Source organism: Vibrio sp. Isolate22 (assembly GCF_022398115.1).
In the GTDB taxonomy this organism is placed as follows: Bacteria; Pseudomonadota; Gammaproteobacteria; order Enterobacterales; family Vibrionaceae; genus Vibrio.
This window is the reverse complement of record NZ_JAKEUW010000051.1, coordinates 21894-41299: the sequence shown is the minus strand read 5'-3', so window position 1 is coordinate 41299 and position 19406 is coordinate 21894. Positions and strand designations below refer to the sequence as shown.

At 44.6% G+C, this 19406-nt stretch carries 17 protein-coding genes and 1 pseudogene; 10 read left to right on the top strand and 8 right to left on the bottom strand.

The window, feature by feature from the left end:
- Window positions 1–217 (top strand): IS3 family transposase (locus tag L1D55_RS21365; protein WP_152966870.1); only part of this gene is annotated, 217 nt, incomplete at its 5' end.
- A gap of 87 nt (window positions 218–304) precedes the next feature.
- On the opposite strand, the gene L1D55_RS21360 is transcribed toward L1D55_RS21365, so the two are convergent.
- A complete protein-coding gene (locus L1D55_RS21360; protein ID WP_239918762.1) occupies window positions 305–1468 on the bottom strand; it encodes an aromatic amino acid transport family protein in 1164 nt (387 codons plus the stop codon).
- Between the two features lie 340 nt (window positions 1469–1808).
- Entirely contained in the window at window positions 1809–2747 is a 939-nt protein-coding gene (locus L1D55_RS21355) for a LysR substrate-binding domain-containing protein (RefSeq protein ID WP_239918761.1), read from the bottom strand.
- 153 nt (window positions 2748–2900) lie between these two features.
- On the opposite strand from L1D55_RS21355, the gene L1D55_RS21350 reads away from it, so the two are divergent.
- The 8 genes and pseudogenes from L1D55_RS21350 to L1D55_RS21315 all read left to right on the top strand — a co-directional run bounded on the left by L1D55_RS21350 (window position 2901) and on the right by L1D55_RS21315 (window position 11749).
- Window positions 2901–4337, top strand: coding sequence for a UDP-N-acetylmuramoyl-L-alanyl-D-glutamate--2,6-diaminopimelate ligase (locus L1D55_RS21350; RefSeq protein ID WP_239918759.1), 1437 nt, complete (start codon window positions 2901–2903; stop codon window positions 4335–4337).
- Window positions 4338–4399: 62 nt separating this feature from the next.
- Window positions 4400–5509: pseudogene (locus L1D55_RS21345) on the top strand (D-alanyl-D-alanine carboxypeptidase family protein); the annotation flags it as partial.
- A 92-nt stretch (window positions 5510–5601) separates the two neighbouring features.
- Window positions 5602–6801 carry an MFS transporter gene (locus L1D55_RS21340; RefSeq protein ID WP_239918758.1) on the top strand — a complete coding sequence of 400 codons (1200 nt, stop codon included), beginning with the start codon at window positions 5602–5604 and terminating at the stop codon, window positions 6799–6801.
- A 108-nt stretch (window positions 6802–6909) separates the two neighbouring features.
- Window positions 6910–8112: an MFS transporter gene (locus L1D55_RS21335; protein ID WP_239918757.1), complete on the top strand. Its 1203-nt coding sequence runs from the start codon at window positions 6910–6912 to the stop codon at window positions 8110–8112.
- Window positions 8087–9073, top strand: coding sequence for an HTH-type transcriptional regulator YidZ (gene yidZ, locus L1D55_RS21330; protein WP_239918756.1), 987 nt, complete (start codon window positions 8087–8089; stop codon window positions 9071–9073). Before L1D55_RS21335 ends, yidZ begins: the two co-directional genes overlap by 26 nt.
- A gap of 64 nt (window positions 9074–9137) precedes the next feature.
- Window positions 9138–10358: a MerR family transcriptional regulator gene (locus L1D55_RS21325; protein ID WP_239918755.1), complete on the top strand. Its 1221-nt coding sequence runs from the start codon at window positions 9138–9140 to the stop codon at window positions 10356–10358.
- Window positions 10359–10922, top strand: a complete 564-nt coding sequence (locus L1D55_RS21320) for an N-acetyltransferase (protein ID WP_239918754.1) — start codon at window positions 10359–10361, stop codon at window positions 10920–10922.
- Between the two features lie 278 nt (window positions 10923–11200).
- Window positions 11201–11749, top strand: coding sequence for a carboxymuconolactone decarboxylase family protein (locus L1D55_RS21315; RefSeq protein ID WP_128163553.1), 549 nt, complete (start codon window positions 11201–11203; stop codon window positions 11747–11749).
- A gap of 92 nt (window positions 11750–11841) precedes the next feature.
- Here the strand turns inward: L1D55_RS21315 and L1D55_RS21310 are convergent, their stop codons facing one another.
- The 4 genes from L1D55_RS21310 to L1D55_RS21295 form a co-directional block, all read right to left on the bottom strand.
- Window positions 11842–13017, bottom strand: a complete 1176-nt coding sequence (locus L1D55_RS21310; RefSeq protein ID WP_239918753.1) for a MalY/PatB family protein — start codon at window positions 13015–13017, stop codon at window positions 11842–11844.
- A 12-nt stretch (window positions 13018–13029) separates the two neighbouring features.
- The gene (gene nhaC, locus L1D55_RS21305) at window positions 13030–14493 is read right to left on the bottom strand and encodes a Na+/H+ antiporter NhaC (protein WP_239918752.1); all 1464 of its coding nucleotides are present in this window, start codon (window positions 14491–14493) and stop codon (window positions 13030–13032) included.
- Between the two features lie 145 nt (window positions 14494–14638).
- Window positions 14639–15643 (bottom strand): LacI family DNA-binding transcriptional regulator, encoded by a 1005-nt coding sequence (locus L1D55_RS21300; RefSeq protein ID WP_239918751.1) that lies wholly within the window; start codon window positions 15641–15643, stop codon window positions 14639–14641.
- Window positions 15644–15762: 119 nt separating this feature from the next.
- Complete coding sequence (locus L1D55_RS21295) at window positions 15763–17190, bottom strand: PLP-dependent aminotransferase family protein (RefSeq protein ID WP_239918750.1); 1428 nt, start codon at window positions 17188–17190, stop codon at window positions 15763–15765.
- Between the two features lie 123 nt (window positions 17191–17313).
- Between L1D55_RS21295 and L1D55_RS21290 the strand changes: the two genes are divergently transcribed.
- Window positions 17314–18213, top strand: a complete 900-nt coding sequence (locus tag L1D55_RS21290; RefSeq protein WP_239918749.1) for a DMT family transporter — start codon at window positions 17314–17316, stop codon at window positions 18211–18213.
- A gap of 62 nt (window positions 18214–18275) precedes the next feature.
- Here L1D55_RS21290 and L1D55_RS21285 read toward each other — a convergent pair whose 3' ends face one another.
- Window positions 18276–18701, bottom strand: coding sequence for a DUF3010 family protein (locus L1D55_RS21285; RefSeq protein ID WP_004741147.1), 426 nt, complete (start codon window positions 18699–18701; stop codon window positions 18276–18278).
- A gap of 259 nt (window positions 18702–18960) precedes the next feature.
- Window positions 18961–19308 (bottom strand): DUF3316 domain-containing protein, encoded by a 348-nt coding sequence (locus L1D55_RS21280; protein ID WP_239918748.1) that lies wholly within the window; start codon window positions 19306–19308, stop codon window positions 18961–18963.
- Between the last annotated feature and the right edge of the window lie 98 nt (window positions 19309–19406).

Sequence of the window (19406 nt, the reverse complement as noted above, 5' to 3'; positions counted from 1 at the left end):
GTCGAGAAAAGGTAACTGCTTGGATAATGCGGTTGCTGAAAACTTTTTTGCTTTACTCAAAACAGAGATGTATCACAACCAAAGCTTTGAAGATGCAGATGCTCTGATAGAGCAAATTAAAGAATACATCGAGTACTACAATACCAAACGTATAAAAGTGAAACTAAAAGGCCTGACTCCGATAGAATATCGAACTCAGGCCTTGAAAGCCGCTTAACAGAAATGTCCAACTTTACGGGGTCACATCAGAATCACAGGATTCACGGGCTTTTTTATTACAGACGCTCGGGCTAGCCCATAAACTCTAACCCATAAACCAAGATACGAAAATCAACGCACCAAAGCCAAAGGTAGCAACAAGTGCTGTGTCGCCGCCTGCTGCGGTGTAGCTGCCCTCGGTTTGTAGGTGAGGGAAGTCAGGTCTACGAACTTTCACCACCATAGCGAGAGGGCCCCAAATCGCGAGGAACACCAACACCATGCCAGCATAGTCCAACATGCTGACGAATTGGCTAGCGAACAGCTCAGCTAATACCAGCGGCAACACAAAGGTCAAAGCGTAAGCCATTAACTTGTTATTAGTCACAGCATCTTTGTTTTGGTCGTATAGCGCCATGGATACACCAAGGAAAGAGGTCACCAATGCAAGCGCAGAAAACAGTGCAATCACGACTTTTAGCCAAGACGATTGACCACTAAACGCAGAGATTAGCTCTGAAATGTTGTGGAACTGACTGATCGCGTCTGTACCAAGGTTTCCGATAATCGCGAACAGCCAAGTGAGGTAGCAGACTAGAGGGATCACAGAGCCCAATAGAATCATATTGCGGATCTGCTTTTGAGTTGCTTCACGGTTGTAGATAACCAGTGACGGGATCACCACCATAGAGGCAAAGCTGGTAAAGATAACCGCGCTGTATTGCACCACGTCATTCGCCGTGTATTGGCTAGTTTGAGTCAGGTAATCAAGACGAATATTGCTAAACAGAGAGGCAATCACAATAAACAGCATCACCACCATCAAGATGAATAAGCCACGATTCAGTTTGTCGATGTAAGACTTGCCCGCCACAACAATCACACCTGTTAATAGGCTAAAAGCTGTGTAAGCTGCAGAGGTAGACACATCTACACCTACATCGAGTAAAAGCTTATGGATGATGTCACCGACACCCAGGATATAAGCGATCAGCATGCATACCAGCAGTAAGTAAAAGAGTGCATTGATAAAGTGTTTTCCTTTGCTGCCCAGAGTGAGGCAAGCAACACTGCTCATGCCACTGTTATCTTTGGTTTTGGTACACGCTTCTGCCAATAGGAGAGCTGAGTATGTGGTGCCGATAAAGATGAGTAGCATCAGCACTGAGCTGATCATGAAGCCAAATTGAGCCAACACCATGGGAATAGCAAGCATGCCAGCCCCTAATGCAGTTCCTGAAAGAATCAAAGAACTGCCGAATAATTTCATATTCAAAAAAGCAACCTCTAAGTATCCAATTAATTTTTAGTTGGATTGTAAATATTTGTTGCCAAGCCTAACAAATTACTCAGTAAAGTTAGGGCTTATTTTCTAATTATTTTTGAATTTTTCTAAAATAATTAAGCCGGAATTTGCTGTGTATATGAATGCTATTCCTAGATATTTTCCGGGTGATTGTTTTTATCGTTTTGATAACTTTTGTAAATTGGTTGCCGATAAATAATCTGTATTTTGGGGGGACAAGATCTGAGTTTTAGTTTCAAATGAATCGAGTCAAAACCTTGCTTATTTCGTTAACTCTTGCCTGCGTTAACATATTTTATAAGGTCTATTTTATAAGTCGTAGCTCTCTCACTTTTTCTTGAACTAAGTTTTGGACGAGCTGTGTAAGGAACTGTATGCGCGGGTGGCTTGCATTTCGCTTCAAGGTCACCATGTTGATGTCAAAGTCCGGGATCGCAATTGGTGGTTCGCATAACACCAAGTCATCGTCAATTAACTCAGAACGACCGACCATCTCGGCCATTACAGCCAACAGATTTCTTCCTGAAAGCATCCTGCGAATCGTTAGAAAACGGGTCGTCCCAAGTACTACATTTCGTTTTACTCCCATTTTTTCCAATGTACCGTCGACTTGGCTGGTTAACTCTTGATTCGCCGTAATGATCATTTGCGGTGTGTCTAAGTAGGTTTCTAACGGAATTGGTAGCTTGGTGTTTAATACCCTGTTATCAAAGGTGCAGAGGTGCTTCTCTCGATAAAGAAAGGTGGTGTTGAGGTGGCTTGGTAATTCGTGAAATACACCAATGCACAAGTCAGTATCTTGTTCTTCAAGCAAAGTAACACAGTTAGAACTGTCTACCGGTTTTAGCAGTACTTTGCTTTGAGGTGCCAGTTGTTGAAGTGAGTCGAAAATGTCCGGACCAAAAATTTGTTCTGCGTAGTCGCTGACACCAATGATGAACTTTCCTGCATAGCTTTCTGATTCAAATTTATCGGCAGGTAAAATATCTTGTGTGAAAATTGCCAAAATTTGCTGAACTTTGGGGGCAACTTCGTGCGCTCTAATTGTCGGCAGCATCGCATTACCTTGCCTTTCGAACAGAGGATCCCCTAACAGTTCTCTGAGTCGCTTTAAGTTGTAGCTGGTGGCTGGCTGCCCCAAGTGCAGTTCTTTTGAGGCTGCAGAAACACTCTTTAAACGAAAAAGTGCATCAAAAGTCAGAAGCAGGTTGAGGTCGATTCCACGCCAATTAAGATCTTTCACAGCAATACTCGCATCTGGTAGAGGTAACACAAAAGAATCCAGGCTATCAAAGCAACTAATAACTTGAATTGATTTGTTCAATTTCATCGATGTTGTTAAGCAAAATATACTCAACTTAATCAAGAAATCCTAGCCAACTTAAGGGACAAGTGGATGTTGAGTGACAAATTGAAAGGCTTTTTAAAACAACTGGACGCATTGTCGATTAGGCGCTTCTCAACAAACAGTGAGCATATTGAGTCTAAGGATGTGTTTGTTTGCCGCGAAGGGGCTACTCATGACAGTCATCGTTATATTGAAAGTGCGATTGCGAATGGGGCGGTTGCCATTATTGCAACAAAACCTATTTCAGCATCGGTGCCTGTGTTGGTGACTGGAAGTCATTACCAAAGTTTGTTGCTTATTAAGGCTTTTTATCGATACCCACATAAGAAGATTAATCACATTGGTATTACCGGAACAAATGGAAAAACGACCGTTGCTCATGGTTTGAATCAGATCCTCGAGCACAAGCAACGGAGCGCCTACATTGGAACGCTCGGTGTGGAGTTCGCGGGCAAGAAACAAGAGCTGAGTAATACCACACCAGATGGTGTCACTCTGTTGAGCTTGTTTAAGGACATGGCTGAAGCGCAGGTCACGGATAACGTTATGGAGTTAAGCAGTCATGCATTGGTGCAAGACAGAGCCGGATTTGTAGCGTTGTCTGTTGGGGTGATCACCAATATTGGTCGTGACCACCTTGATTATCACAGAACGGTTGATGGCTATGTTCAGGCGAAACTTCAGATTTTAGATCGTATTCAACCTAATGGTTTTGCGGTGATCAACCTAGATGATGCGCACGCCAATGTTGCGATAGAGCGAGCAAGCAGCCGAGTTAATGTTGTGACATTCTCAATGCACAATCCAGAGGCAGATCTTTATGTTGAACAACTGAAGGTTGAGCAATTTGGCGCTACTTTTATTCTCAATAATCAAGGGAGAAAAGAGCCTGTTTTTAGCCAACTTCCCTTCCAGTTTAATGTAGAGAATCTCTTAGCGATAGCGGCAATCCTGCTGACATTGAAGTGGTCGTTATCGGACATCGCAAACGCGCTGAATGGTGTTGTTGCACCTGACGGGCGTTCAAAGTATCTATCGCTAGACAATGGTGCTTTGGCTTTAGTGGATTATGCCCATAACTTTGATGGCCTTTCAGCTCTGTACCAAGGCATTCACTCTCAGTTGGCTCAGCGAGTGATAACGGTCGTCGGTGTGACGGGCGACCGAATACGGGATGCCGCTGACATTGGCAAATTATGCGCTACCCATTCTGATGTTGTTATTTTCACTTCAGATAACCCACTTGGCGAAATGCAGGAGGATATTTTCCGGGCATTAACTTCGCAAGTGAGTAGTACGCTTTGCTACGAAATTAGTGACCGCCATGAGGCGATTCAGGTTGCCAAACAATTGAGTCGCACAGGTGACCTTATCTTGGTGTGCGGCAAAGGTTCGGAAACTCATCAATACATTACGACCAATCAAGTGGGTCGACAATGTTATATCGGCGATGTTGCGGCACTGACTTTGGAGGATACGTTATGAGTCCGGTCTCGGTATTGAAGTTCAGGGTCACCTCCTATTTTGCTGTGAAAGCAAAGACTAAAATGAAGTTTAGAGCGAAGCTTCGATGGCGACTAGCCTTGGCTTGCTTAACGTTAGCGGGGATCAGTGCACCAAGCTTGGCGGTGGTAACGCCCAATCCGCCTGAGTTGCCCGCCAAAGGTTATGTTTTGATGGACTTTCAGTCAGGCACCATCATTGCAAAGCAAAACTCACGCGCGATATTAGCACCCGCCAGTTTGACGAAGTTGATGACGGCTTATGTCATTGGACAAGAGATTAAGTCCGGTAAATTGACGTGGCAGGATAAAGTCTCGGTCAGTGAAAATGCGTGGTCGGCAAAATTTTCAGAGTCGTCCAAGATGTTTATTCAGCCTGGAGATGAGATTTCGATCTCGAACCTTATGAAAGGGGTGATCATTCAGTCGGGTAATGATGCTTCTGTCGCTTTGGCCGAACACATCGCGGGAAGTGAGCAGGCTTTTGTTAGCCTAATGAACGGTTGGGCGAAATCGCTTGGGCTGCAAGATACTAACTTTGTGAATGCGCATGGCTTAGATGGCGAAGGCATTCAAACTTCTCCGCTTGATATGGCGATTTTGATGCGGTCGATCATTAAGGATGTACCAGACGTTTATGCGTTATACCAAGAGCGTTTGTTCAAATGGAATGAGATCACTCAATACAATCGAAACAAGCTGCTTTGGGACAAGTCCATTAACGTTGATGGTGGTAAAACGGGTTACACCGAGAATGCTGGCTACAGCTTAGTCAGCTCTGCGACGGAAGGTAAGATGCGGTTGATATCGGTCGTGATGGGTACCAATAGCCCGCAAGCACGAACCACGGCTTCAAAGAACCTACTGAGTTATGGATTTCGTTTCTACGATACCAAACAAGTGATGCAGCAGAATCAAGTTGAATCTCAGGTGCGAGTGTGGAAGGGGGATATCGAACAAGTTAGTGCCAAGATAGCCGAAGATGCGTACTTGACTATGCCTAGAGGGTTAGTCGATTCGCTGCAAAAATCTGTGGTAATGATTGATCCGCTTATTGCGCCTGTTGAGCAGGGAGCTGAGGTGGGCAAAGTCGTCTGGAAGAGCAACGGGAATACGGTGGCAAGTTACGTTTTAGTCGCGGATCAATCTGTAAAATAAGGCTCTTGGATGGTGCGACTTTGGGACAGCGTCAAACTTTGGTTCAGTGGGCTATTCTCTGACTTGATGGGTCGGATTGAGGTGAATGAATGATCACTGAAATGAACACGACGCCAATGTGGCGCAACCGAGACTATATACGTCTGCTGTCCGCGCAGATTATCTCTTTGGTTGGCACGGGCATGAGCTCTATCTGCTTGGCGTTGCTTGCTTATGAACTGTCGGGTGATGACGCTGGAATGGTGCTGAGTATCGCTTTCGCTTTGAAAATGTTGGCGTACATTGGATTAGCCCCGGTATTTGGTGCTATCGCACATAAGTTACCGAAAAGGCGGACTTTGGTCGCGCTCGATTTGATTAGGGCGTTGCTATTTGTATGTTTGCCGTTTGTCACTGAAGTATGGGAAGTCTATGTGTTGATGTTTCTCATTAATGCATGTTCTGCGGGGTTTACTCCGCTGTTTCAATCCACGTTGCCATTGGTGTTGGTGGATAAAACACAGTATGCGAAAGCCCTGTCGTTCAGCCGAATGGCTTACGATCTTGAACAGATCTTTAGCCCAATGTTAACGGCCTTATTGCTGAGCTTAATTGGTTTTAGGCAGCTGTTCATGCTTGATGCAGCTACTTTTTTGCTGTCTGGGATTTTGATCCTACTGTGCACACTTCCGAATTTGAAAGGAGTAACAGAACCACCTTATAAAACTCAGAAACTTAGTGTGATACAAGGGTTGCGCAATTATTTGAACAAACCTAAATTGAGAGCTTTATGGTTTGCGTATCTGGCAGCGGCCAGTGCTTCTGCGATGGTGCTGGTAAATACTGTTATCTATGTGCATGAGGTGCTGCATGGTGACGAAACGCAAACCGCATTAGCGATGATGGTTGTTGGTTTGGGTTCTATGTTGATGGCACTTCGGTTACCAAAGTGGCTAGAAAATCATTCTCCTCAACATTTCCACTGGATAGGTTTACTGACAATTTGTGGTTCTTTTGTAGTGGGTAGCTTCACGCCTGGTTGGGTCGGTTTTGGTGTAATGTGTTTAGCCATGGGAGTAGGAATGTCTTGTATTCAAACTTCCGCAGGCCTATTGATCACCCAAGCGTGCGAGGGTGAAGAGACCGCTCCGTATTTTGCAGCGCACTTCTCTTTGACGCATTTCTGGTGGTTATTCACTTATTTGATCGCAGGGATGAGTGTGAAATTCTTTGGTATGAGTGCGGGTTATCTCATCATGGGTGGGGTATGTGTTGTGAGTTGTTTGATGTATGCCTCCATCAAAGATTGAGCACTTAGAAATGGTTTGTCGTAAATGGAAAGATCCGTTGTCGCAGAAGCCACTCGGTAGTTGGGCGTTTCGCTCTTATTATCCTCACACCAATTATGTGAGGGTGTTATGTATCGTTTTCTGTTTTGTAGCTTCGCGCTTGTTCTTTTGTATCCAACGGCAATTGATTTGTATTTGGTTGGTTTACCTCAAATCGCGGCTGACCTAAATGCCTCAGAGGCGCAGCTCCATATTGCGTTTTCTATCTACTTGGCTGGAATGGCAACCACCATGTTGTTCGCCGGTAAATTTGCCGACAAGGTAGGAAGAAGGCCTGTCGCGATTTTCGGTGCGATTGTGTTTGCTACCTCTTCAATGCTAGGTGGAATGGTAACCAGCGCAGAGCCGTTTCTAGCGGTACGCTTTTTCCAAGGCGTTGGTGCGGGTTCATGTTATGTGGTGGCATTTGCCATTTTACGAGATGTACTAGATGACCAGAAGCGCGCCAAGGTGCTATCGATGATGAACGGCATTACTTGTATTGTACCTGTGCTTGCGCCTGTGATCGGCCATTTAATCATGATGGTATACCCATGGCCGAGTCTGTTCACGACCATGGCAAGCATGGGTGTAGTGGTGTGTTTGTTGTCGGTGTTAGTACTAAGAGAAACTAAGCCGAGTAGAAAAGATTTGGAAGTAACAGAGGCTTCCGTATATCAAACGTCTTCAATCGAAACTTTCAAGGCTCCCTTGTTTATCAGTCGAGTGATCATGACCAGCTTGGGCGTGACAGCGATTTTGACTTACGTGAATGTGTCTCCGATGTTGATCATGACCGAACTTGGTTTCGACCGAGGTCAGTACTCTTATACCATGGCTCTTACTGCACTAGTCAGTATGTTGGTGTCGTTCTCTGCGCCGTTTGCACTGAATATATTTAGGCAGAAAAGCCTGATGCTAGCATCTCAAATATGTTTCGTGATTGCGGCTGTCTTGCTGCTCGCATCGATTGATGGCGGCTTGGGGCATTACGTAACGCTTATCGGTTTTGCCTTCGTGTGCGGTGGCTTCTCGCTCGGTTTTGGCGTCGCAATGAGCCAAGCATTGAGTGGCTATTCACAACGAGCGGGCGTGGCGAGTTCGATACTTGGTGTTTCTCAAGTATGCACGTCGGCACTGTTTATCTGGTTGATGGGCGTTATCGGGCTAAGTGCATTGAATATGTTGGTATTTATACTGGCTGCTGGTGGAGTTATCAGTATTGCTCTAATACTATGGGTAGGTCCTTCCCAAGTGAAAAGTGATTATGAAGAAGCCACTAGCCCGTCTTGATCTGAACCTGTTGTTCACTCTGCAATTGCTTTTGCAAGAGCAGAGTGTTTCAAAAGCTGCCAAAAAGCTTAACGTCACGCCTTCAACAGTGAGTAAATCACTGACTAAGCTTCGAGACTGGTTTGATGATCCTCTGTTTGTAAAAACACCAAGAGGATTAACACCGACTCCACTCGCGTTAAGTATGGTCAAAGATCTTCAAGACTGGTTGCAGATTGGCAGCCAAATTCTCACGACTCGTGGTGATGATGCTCCCAAAGATGTGCGACTGAATCTAGAGGCGGAATCACCGCTGTCACTAATCATGCTTAATGAGCTGACGCAAAGTGTGTATCAACGCTATCCCAACGCGAAGATTAAAATGCGCAACTGGGATTACGATTCAATAGATTCTATCGTGCGTGGTGAGTCTGATATCGGCTTTTCAGGGCGAGAAAGCCATCCGCGCTCGAAAGAGTCTCTAGATGCGCTGCCATACTTTATCGATTTCGAGATCCTGTTCCACGATATGCCAGTGGTATATCTCAGAAAAGATCATCCGGCCTTACAGGAAGAGTGGAACCTTGAGGCTTTTCTTAAATATCCGCATATCAATATTGTATGGGAAAAAAGCGAAACGTGGGCACTGGATGAAGTGCTTACCGATCTGCAACTAGATCGAAATATTGCCCTTACGCTTGCAGGTTTCGAGCAGTCTCTGTTTATGGCGGCTCAATCCAATCACACTATGACGACGGTTGCGCCCAACTACTGCCGACGCTATGCAGAGCAACTTCACCCCAACCTTACGTGCTTGCCTATTCCCTTAGACGAAGAACATGCCAATAAATTGCTAATTCCTTTCACTATGATTTGGCATAAACGCAATGCCTACAATCCGCTCGTTTTATGGCTAAAAGACACACTCAGATCGCTTTACCAGTTCGAAGGTAAACAGGTAAAAGTCGAGAAAAGTGTCTAAAATTCTGTTGACCTGACTACAGCTTCATAGTTTATCTTTGCTACCGAAATGAGAGGGGAAGTGCATGTATCGTATCTCTGAACTGGCCGAATTAGTTGGGCTGAGTCGTTCTACATTGTTGTATTACGGCAAGCTAGGTTTAATTGAAGCTCAACGTCAAAGCAATGGCTATCGTCTTTATTCTGAAAAGGACCTGCAACGTGTTCGTTTGTTACAGCAATTACAAGCGGGTGGGTTGACGCTTAAAGAGTGCCAAGCCTGTTTAGATGCAAAAATCGAACGCAGTTTGTTGGAAAATAGACTCAAACAGTTGGATGAAGAGTTACTGCAAAAACAGCGTTCACGAGATCTATTAGCAGCAATGCTAGGCGAAAGCGGATTAGAAGAGTGGCATGAGTCGATGGACAAGCTTGCGCCAGATGCACACCTCGATTGGTTAATTAAGCAGGGCTTTGATGAGAAACAGGCTCTGCGATTGAAGTGGTTATCGAAAGACATGAATGAACATGAACAGTATATGGCGGATTTCGGCGCCATCTTTGAGGGACTAGAACGTTTAGGTCCCGGAACGAATGAGGATACGCTTACTGCGCTTTCCCACGTTCCGGAAGCACCGGAGCGCGTCCTTGAAATTGGTTGTGGTAAAGGTATCTCAACCTCCGTATTAACGAACGCGATGAAAAAACATCAGGCTGAAGTGCAGGTCACTGCGGTAGATAATGATCAGCCGTGTTTGGATATTCTAAATCAGCAAGCACTAGAACTTGGTCTGGAAAGCAACATCAAAACGGTATGTGCAAGCATGATGGATTTACCGTTTGAAGCGAAGTCATTCGACTTAATCTGGTCAGAGGGTAGTGCTTACATCATGGGTGTCCAGAAAGCACTTAAGCAGTGGCGAAAGTTACTTGCCGATGATGGCATATTGGTTGTGAATGATTTGGTCTGGAACACCGAGAATCCTAGCGAATCAGCCGAAGTGTTCTGGCAGAAAGAATACCCAGATATGACGACGGTTTCCGAGCGCATGAAACAGGCAAAAGCAGCGGGCTATCAAGTCTTGAATGACTTTGCGATGAGTGATGCCGGTTGGCTTGCCTACTATCAGCCTTTGCAAAAGCGAGTTGAAGCTCTGAAAGCGACGATGCCAAATTCAAAAGCGCTCGTAGATTGCGACAATGAAATTAAACAATTCTTCAATAACAGCGAACTAGTGGTTGGCTCTCAAGGCTCAGCGAAGCGTGATTTTGATTATCACTTTTTTGTGTTGAAGAAAGTACAGTAAGTGAAGAACACTATGAAATTTAGACAATACGATTCAAGCGAGATCGAAACGATCACTCAGCTTTTTACTCAAACCTTTACTGATTCAGAAGGTGAAAATGAAGGTAAAATAGTAGGTAAGCTTGCCAATGACCTTTTGACGACTACAGATCCAACAGAACTACTTTGCTTTGTTGCTGAAGATGGTTCTATTGAATCTGACAGCAAGGTTGTGGGTGCGATTATCTTTACTCCACTCACCTTTGATGACGAAACTAAGGCTTACTTGCTCTCTCCAGTAGCGGTGAGTACACAGGTTCAAAAGCGTGGGATTGGCCAACAGCTGATTAACTTCGGCTTACAGACTCTAAAAGAACAGGGTGTTGAGCTTGCTGTGACATACGGTGATCCTAGTTACTATTCAAGAGTGGGCTTTGAGCAAATCACTGTTGAACAGATCCCGGCACCATTCAATTTGAGCTACCCTCACGGTTGGATAGCTCAATCGCTGATTGGCGGTGAGATTAAAGTGACGAGTGAACAGTCGAATTGTGTTGAAGCTTTGGCTCACGCTCAATACTGGTAATCGTTTAAAATAAAATCTTAAATGTACTACAAGCCCATCAGGTTTTACTTGATGGGCTTTTTTCTTTTAATCAATCAGATAAGTTCACGATTGTTTAAGTTTAAGCCATATGCTCTCCTTTTGAATTTCGCACTTTTCACCACTTTGAACGAATGTTCAAATAAATACTTGAACGATCGTTCTGGTTTGGTCTATATTGTGTCCACGCCAGCGGAGAATAGCCACAAATTACTTCGTGAAGGAATACACTTAGAATCAGATTTGATAGGAATAGAACGATGAGCAAATTCAAAATTCACTCAGTAGAATCAGCACCAGAACAAAGCCAACCTATTCTTGAAAGTGCGAAAAAGCAGATGGGTCGAGTTCCAGGTTTGTTTGGTGTGTTAGCTGAATCACCGAATACACTCAAGGCTTATACTCAACTTCATCAAGCGTTTAGTGATTCATCTTTCGATGCAGAAGAGCTGACAGTGGTTTGGCAAACTATTAACGTTGAACACGAATGTCACTACTGCGTCCCAGCTCATACTGGTATTGCACACTCAATGAAGGTTGATCCGGCAATTACTGAAGCACTGCGTAATCGCACGGCACTTCCAACAGAAAAGCTGCAAGCTTTGCATGATTTTACGTTAAGCATGGTGCGTAACCGTGGCAACGTGCCTGCAGATGAAATGGAAGCATTCTTCGCTGCAGGTTATGGCCAACAACAAGTGCTAGAAGTCATTCTTGGCCTGTCTCAGAAAGTGATTAGTAACTACGTAAACCACGTTGCAGAAACGCCAGTAGATAAAGTCTTCGAACAATTTGCATGGCAAGGTTAATCTAGCTATTTATTTGGTTTGCTGCCAAAAATGAAAAGCCCTGCGCAGTTGCAGGGCTTTGTTGTATTGGCTGAATAGCGTTAGCTTGCCATCTACTTCGAGTTGTTTAGTGCTGCTTTAAGTCTTAGCAAAGCACCTTCTAACACTTCAGCAGGGCATCCTAGGTTTAGACGAATAAACCCTGAGCCTTCTTCACCAAAGCCGCAACCCATGCTGGGTACAATACCTGCTGAAATCAGTTTCTGCTCGAGCTCCGTATCGCTGAGCTGCATAGCTCGACAATCTAGCCATGCGAGGTAAGTTGCTTCAGGTTTAGTGAATCGGATATGAGGAAGCTCTGCCTTCAAGAACTTACTCAGTGTCTCGATGTTACTTTGCAAATACTGCTTTAGGTCGGCTAACCAAGCTTCGCATTCTTGATAAGCTGTAGTTGCGGCCGACATTGATAGATTGTTAAAGCAATCCATTCCGTGAGCATCTAACCGACGAACAAACTGAGTTTTCAATTCTTCATTTGGAATGATGAAATTTGAGATTCTCAGTGAAGACAAGCCGAACGTTTTGCTCGCTGCTGTAGCGACGATGAGCCTATCGGTTAAAGCTTTCGGTAATCTTAAGGATGAGTAGAATGCATTAGGAGCAAGTACTAGATCGCTCCAAATCTCATCGCTGATTAGCCAAACTCTGTATTTCTGACAAAGTTCGGCGACTTTTGTGATCTCTTGTTCTGTCCACGCTCTGCCTGTCGGGTTATGTGGATTACAGAAAATAAGTGCTTTTGCGCCACTTGCGAAACAATCTTCCAGGTGAGCTAAATTAAGACGGTAGTGACCATCCGATTCAATCAGTGGATTATTTAAAACTCGACGATCATTCAGCTCAATGATCTTACGAAATGAGCCGTAACCGGGGCTTTGGATAACAACTTGATCACTCGCCTTTGTGAGCATTTGCAGTGCCATTGCAATACCCGGTAAGACACCATGTATTGATGTTATCCACTCTTTTTTAATCACAGTATCATGCTGTGTCTTGAACCAATTAATAGCCGCTTGGTAATAGTCTTCTTGACGTTCTGAGTAACCAAAAACACCATGAGAGATATCTTGAGCTAGACGATTCAGCACTTGTTGTGGTGCTTGAAAGTCATAGTCAGACACCCACATTGGCAGTAAATCTGTACCCTCTAAGCCAAGCTTTTGCTCCATAAAGTCCCATTTAACCGAACCTGTGTCACGGCGGTTAATCTTATTATCGAAAGCGTTCATAGGATGTAAGCCTTACTTAGTGTTGTGAGCTAAATGAGTATCAACAGAGTCTTCTAACTGTTCAGGCTTTGTACGTGCGATGCCAAAACCAGTGAAGCCATAAATCAGAGCGAAGATGACACCTGTGTAACATTGGATAGCCCAAGGCAGATAGTCTAGAGTAGCGACACCTAATGTGCTTGCCATGTAAATACCTGCTGCTGTCCATGGTACTAGTGGTTCAATAATTGTTCCTGCGTCCTCGATTGTTCTTGATAGGTTTTTAGTATCTAGTCCCATTTTACGGTAAGCGTTCTGGAACAGCTCGCCAGGGATAAGCAGTGCTAATTTCCCATCAGATGTTGTGAATACAACAGTGATAGTTGCTATTACTGTTGAAGCGATAAGCTGACCTGTTGAGTGAATAAGGTGCAAGAAGCGGCCTAGTACCACGTTTAGCGCGCCTGTTAAGCTGAGAATCCCTGCAAAAGAAAATGCACAGAAAACCAGTAGAATCGTGCTCATCATTGAGAACAAGCCGCCTCGGTTCAGAAGTTTAGATACGTCCGGAATTAGTCCATCAATCGCAGTACCTTTTGCTTCAAATAAAGCCACATTGAAACCGTCTACATATGCTTGGAAGCCTTGTTGTAGTGAGAAACCTTGTAAAACCATACCTAGTACGATGGCAAGGGCTGATGCACCTAGCATCAGTGGTAAAACTGGTTTTTTGGTTAGTGCTCCCCAAAGGATCATTACCGGTGGAATAATCAACAGTATGTTGAAGTTATAAAGGCTATCTAGTCCTGCAAGGATTTGCGTTACTTTTTCTGGTTCGCTTACCGAGGCGATGTCAGCACTTTGTCCAGCGAAGAAGAAAACAACAGAAGCGATAACAAAGCCTGGTAGCGTTGTGTAAAGCATGTGTTGAATGTGCTCATACAAGGTCGTGCCAGAAACGACAGGAGCAAAGTTGGTTGAGTCTGAAAGAGGAGAGATCTTGTCGCCAAAGTATGCACCAGAAACAACAGCTCCGGCAGCTGCTGCTAATGATACATCTAAGCCAGCCGCTACACCCATAAGTGCCACTCCGACTGTACCTGCGGATCCCCAAGAGGTGCCCGTACATACAGAGACGACAGAGGTAACGAAAAAGGCTGCAATAAGTATGTACTCAGCACTGATGACTTTAAGCCCCCAGTAAACCATGTAAGGGATTGTTCCACTAATCATCCAGCTTGCGATAAGGCCGCCGACTGAAACTAAAATCAAAATAACAGGCATCGCTTTTGCGAGTTTCTCAACAATCGCGTTGATGATGTCATCCCAGTTGTAGCCCATTTTCCAAGCTATACATGCAGTGAAAGTTGCAGAAATGAGCAGCAGGACTTCAATGCGAAGTCCTAAAACACCGTATCCAATAGCAAGTAGCGCAAACATAACGGCGATGGGCGCTAGTGCTAATCCGAACGATGGTAGAGGCTTTGAGTTATTCATATTTGTTATCCTCAGGTGAGTGTAGGGTTGGTTCGGAATGGATAATAAGCGTGCTCTGAGATCGAAAGTGCGACTTCAACACTGTTTCCATGTAAGCGGTTACATGAGGTGTATACATGAGATTTTGGTCACATTTTGTCTCATTCTAGGGCTTGAACGGCTTCACTGTTTGTCGTTCAACTAATGTCGCTTCAAATTTGTGTAGTTGTGGAGGCGCATATCCTGCATTTTTTAGCTTAATGGCAAGTTTTGCTGCATAAGTCGACATGTCGTCGATGGGGTTGTGCATTGTGGTTAAACGAGGGTAAAGATAGCGCGCCAACAAAACATCATCAAAGCCGATCACTGAAATGTCATTGGGAACGGATACACCTTGGTCTTGTAAGCTAGACATTAGACCCGCGGCCATTACATCATTAAATGTGACAGCAGCTGTCACTTCGGGACACTGGTTTATTAATATGTCGCCAGCAGCCTCACCACCTGATTCACTGAAGTTTTGGTTGATGATCCAATTCGGTTGTATCTCGATGTTCGCAGCGATCATGGCACTTCTGTAACCTTCTAAGCGATCGGTTCTGTCCTGAATGGGAAGGTCACTCGATACATAGGCGATCTTTCGATGCCCGAGCTCGATTAGGTGCTGCACGGAAACCTGAGAGCCAAGCTTGTTATCAACCCACACCGAGCGATTTGAAATTTGAGCAATAGTGCGGTTGAGTAAAACCATTGCAGGCAATTGGGCGGAGTAACGCAATATTGTCGCGTCATCAAGCATTTTTGAATGGACTACCATCGCTTCGCAGCCTTGGCTTACCAAGAAGTCGAGGCCCTCTTTTTCTCGTTGCGCGTTGTGGCCACCACTTACTACAACTAATTGATACCCGTTCGTGCGAGCGACTTCTTCAACGCTCTTTGCTACCAACGCAAAGAAGGGATCGGCCAGGTTCCCGGTCAGCAAACCTAGGGTATTACTACTTTTGCTTGCTAAGGCCGTTGCGCGGGCGTCTTTATGGTAATTGAGCTCTTTTACTGCACGCTCTACGCGTTCAATGGTTATGGGCTCAACATAGCAGGTACGGTTTATTACGCGAGAGACCGTTGCTGTTGAAACCCCTGCAAGTGCTGCTACATCTTTTATCGTTGCCACGTTGAATTACACCAAGACTACAAAGGCTGCGAGTGTAGCGAATCCCTAATGTTTAATATGTTATTAAGGTCAAAGCTTGTTAAAGCTGAGTAAAGAATATTTTTGAATACACAGAGTGTCTAACCTAGATGTTTCGCGATAATTTTCGCTAGAGTTGCGATTCCCTCTTTCCAATCCTTGTTCTCTTCAATGTTCGCGACAGTAAAGCGCAGGCAATGTTTGTATTGATCGTGGGTACCAAAAATAGTGCCTGGTAAGATGCCGATTTTGTGTTTCAAGCAATCTTGGTAGACGGCATAACTGTCGAGTGAGTCGGGTAGCGTTATCCAGTTTATAAATGCTCCCTCAGGTTTGGAAAGGTGGTAGCGTCCAATAAGACGTGGGTAGCTATCTAATGCTTGAATCAAAAGACTTTGAAACTGCTTTTGGTTGGTTTGATAGAGTCGCTTCATCTTGGACAAATGACTGCGATACTTTCCCGTGGTGAGAAACTGGCCGACGGCTGACTGCATCAGGTTAGAGCTGCCCATGTTGTCACACAGTAGGTACTTTTCGATTAAAGGTTGATAGCGACCGGAAAGCAGCCAGCCAACACGAAGGCGAGAGTCTAGAGTTTTAGAAAGAGAGTTCACGTAGATCACTCGGTCCTTGTCATCCAGTTCCTTCAAGCTCGCAATTGGAGCATCAAACGCTAAGCTTCCGAATACATCATCTTCAATAATCGGCAAAGATCCGGTTATTTCCAATAGTGCTTTTCGATTCGCCAGAGGCATTCTCGACCCTGTTGGGTTAGTAAAATTTGGTGTCAGCAGCAGTGTTTTTACTTCCCATTTATCTAAGGCATTTTGTAGTGCTTGAATATCGATTCCGTGGCTCACACTGCTTGGAATTTCAAGCGCTTGTAAGCCTAATGATTCCAGCAGTAGCAAGTTGCCAAAGTAACAGGGAGATTCAACCACCACGATATCGCCAGGTTTGGTTAACGCACGCAGCGCTAAACTTATCGCTTGCTGCGCGCCGTGAGTGATCGCAATCTCGTTCGATCCCGCAGGTACACCAAGATCATGGGTGATCTTTAACAATTGTTTTACTAATTGCTCGTCGCCAGGGGGCAGTTGGTAATAGCCGGGAAGTTGAGTCTGCAAGCGGCTGTGACGACCAATTTCAGCGTACAGGCTACGAATGGCGGGGTTGTTAATGTTTGGGTGAGCAGAGCCCGATTGTAACTTCAAACGCTCGCTTGGGCGGGAGAGCACAGATTTGGTGACAGATAATAGATCAACTTTTTGAGGCTGGCTTGGTGCATCCCAACTCGTTGTATTCGGTACTTTGACGCGATAACCCGACTTGGGAACGGAATATACCCAACCTGTTGCTTCGAGTTCTTGGTAGGCTCGAATCACAGTGTTTTTGCTCACACCCAATTGTTCGCTTAATTGGCGGATTGAGGGCAGGCGGTCGTCAGGATGAAAGAGCCCTTTGTCAATTTGAGCCTTAATGTGTTGCTCGGTGGCGAGATATTTATTGCCGCTGACTTCTGTTTCCACGCTGTTCTCCCGTTCCATAATTACCAATCTGTAACCATTTAAAGTGTTATATCTGTATCTTTATTAGTTATCTGTACCCAACTAAGGTAACAGCATTGATGAAGAGTTGACCAGAGGTTTGTAATGCTGATTAAAATGATTCCGTTTGTGTTTGTAATATTGTGGTCGTCAGGTTTTGTGGGCGCACGTCTTGGTGTGGAATACGCTGAGCCTGCAACGTTATTGTCACTTAGGATGGTAGCTAACGTAGCGCTGTTCTTGGTTTTGATTGCCATTCTTAAGCGTCGTATTCCTCGTGGTCCCGCGTTTTTTCATGCTTGTGTGGTCGGTATTTTGATTCACGGCTTTTACCTTGGTGGTACTTATCTAGCGATAGATTGGGGCATGCCTGCTGGGTTGAGCTCTCTATTGGTTGGGCTGCAACCGATTCTTACTGCATTGATCATGGTCAGTTGTACGTCGCAGCGTTTCAACTTTGCTCAATGGCTTGGTTTGGGGCTTGGCTTTGCCGGTATCAGTTTAGTATTGATGGGAAATATTGAGTGGCAGTCCGATGACCAAAAAGGGATGGCGACATTGCTTTGTTTAGTGGCGTTAGTCGGTATTACCTTTGGAACCCTTTATCAGAAGCGTTTTTGTAAAGGTACCGATATGGTGGGCGGTGCGATGGTGCAATATTTGGCTTCGGCAGCGTTGTTTCTCCCTTTCGCTATGCGCTACGAAACAATGCAAATTAACTGGACGCTAGAATTTACGTTAACGTTGGTTTGGCTGGTGGTTGTGTTGTCTTGTGTTGCTATTCTATTGCTGCTGTACATGGTGGAACACGGTGCGTCTTCAAGTGTGGCATCTGTCTTTTATCTCGTTCCGCCGACTACTGCAATTCAAGCTTGGTTGATTTTCGGTGAGTCATTTGATGTCTATGGTGCAATGGGCTTTGCGTTATCAGCCACTGCGGTTTATCTGGTAGTGAAGAAGCCTGAATTGATTAGGTTCCGAAGACAAGCGGCCTTAAACCGTTAAAAACAAAAAGAGCCTGAATATTCAGGCTCTTTTTCTATCAATAACTTTCTAGCAGCTTTGGATTAGCGCTTCATCAGGCAAGCGTAAGCCGTTGTAAACGGTGCTTCTTGATACTGCTTAAGACCCGTCTCTTTAAATTTCATCATTAGAGGGTTGCGCTTTAGGCTCTCTTTGATGTCAGCCGGAGAAACAACCTCAACGTTTAGGCCGTCGATCAGTTGGATCGCTGCTTCTAGCTTGAAGCCGAAACCACCGCCAGCAAATTTACCTTTAGTTTGGCGTTGGCGAATAACCACTTTTTCTACTTGGTAATCTTCCATTAACTTTGCAAAAGAGAATTGAAAGTCTTTCATATTCTGTGTGTCGTTAGCGTCGCTGATAGAAACCTTAGAAACTCGGCAATCAGGGATGTTAAATACACCATCTGACAGAGAAAGAAGACAGATGACTGCATCGTTACCTTTGATTTCAACACCACAAATTTTCATGTTCTTACCTACTTATTTTAGAGCCCTATATTATGGTGTTATTTCTAATACTTCTCCAGTATTTGCGTGTATCCGTCGTAAATAAGTCTGAATTAGAGAATATCTTAGCGGCGAAACGTTAACCTTTGACTCATTAATCAAGACACAGATGTGCGATATTGCTAGCTATCGCCTTTCTATTAGAAACTGAAAAGCCCGCACTCAATAAGTACGGGCTTTTTAGATACATGCTCTGTTGTTGACCGTGTGCTGTTAGTGATTAACTGCTACGACCGTCTTGGTATTTGTAACGGTAGTCAACTTTTACGTTAGCTTGGTAGTGAACATCGCCGTTCATATTGGTGATTTTCTTCACTTCCATATTAGCGTCATCAATTTTGAACGAATCGTATTTTGTTGTTTGTTGGAACTGTGGCAGCTCTCTTGAAAGTTCAAACGGTGTCTTTGTGCTTAGCTCATCCATAAGGCTCGTGCCTGCATCGTATGCTTCCGCTTCAGTAACAAAGGTATCAGACTTTAGCGTTGTTTCTTGGATCGTCGTTTTAGTTGCTGCGAACGCTGTGGTGCTGAGTACAAGAGTTGATGCAAGTATGATTAATTTTTTCATAGGAGTACCTTACTTTGTTGATGTACCTGTGTTCCGGTACACAACCAACATACCAATGAAGTGGTAAGAGGAGTGTCAGAGAAAAAAACGACTTTGTT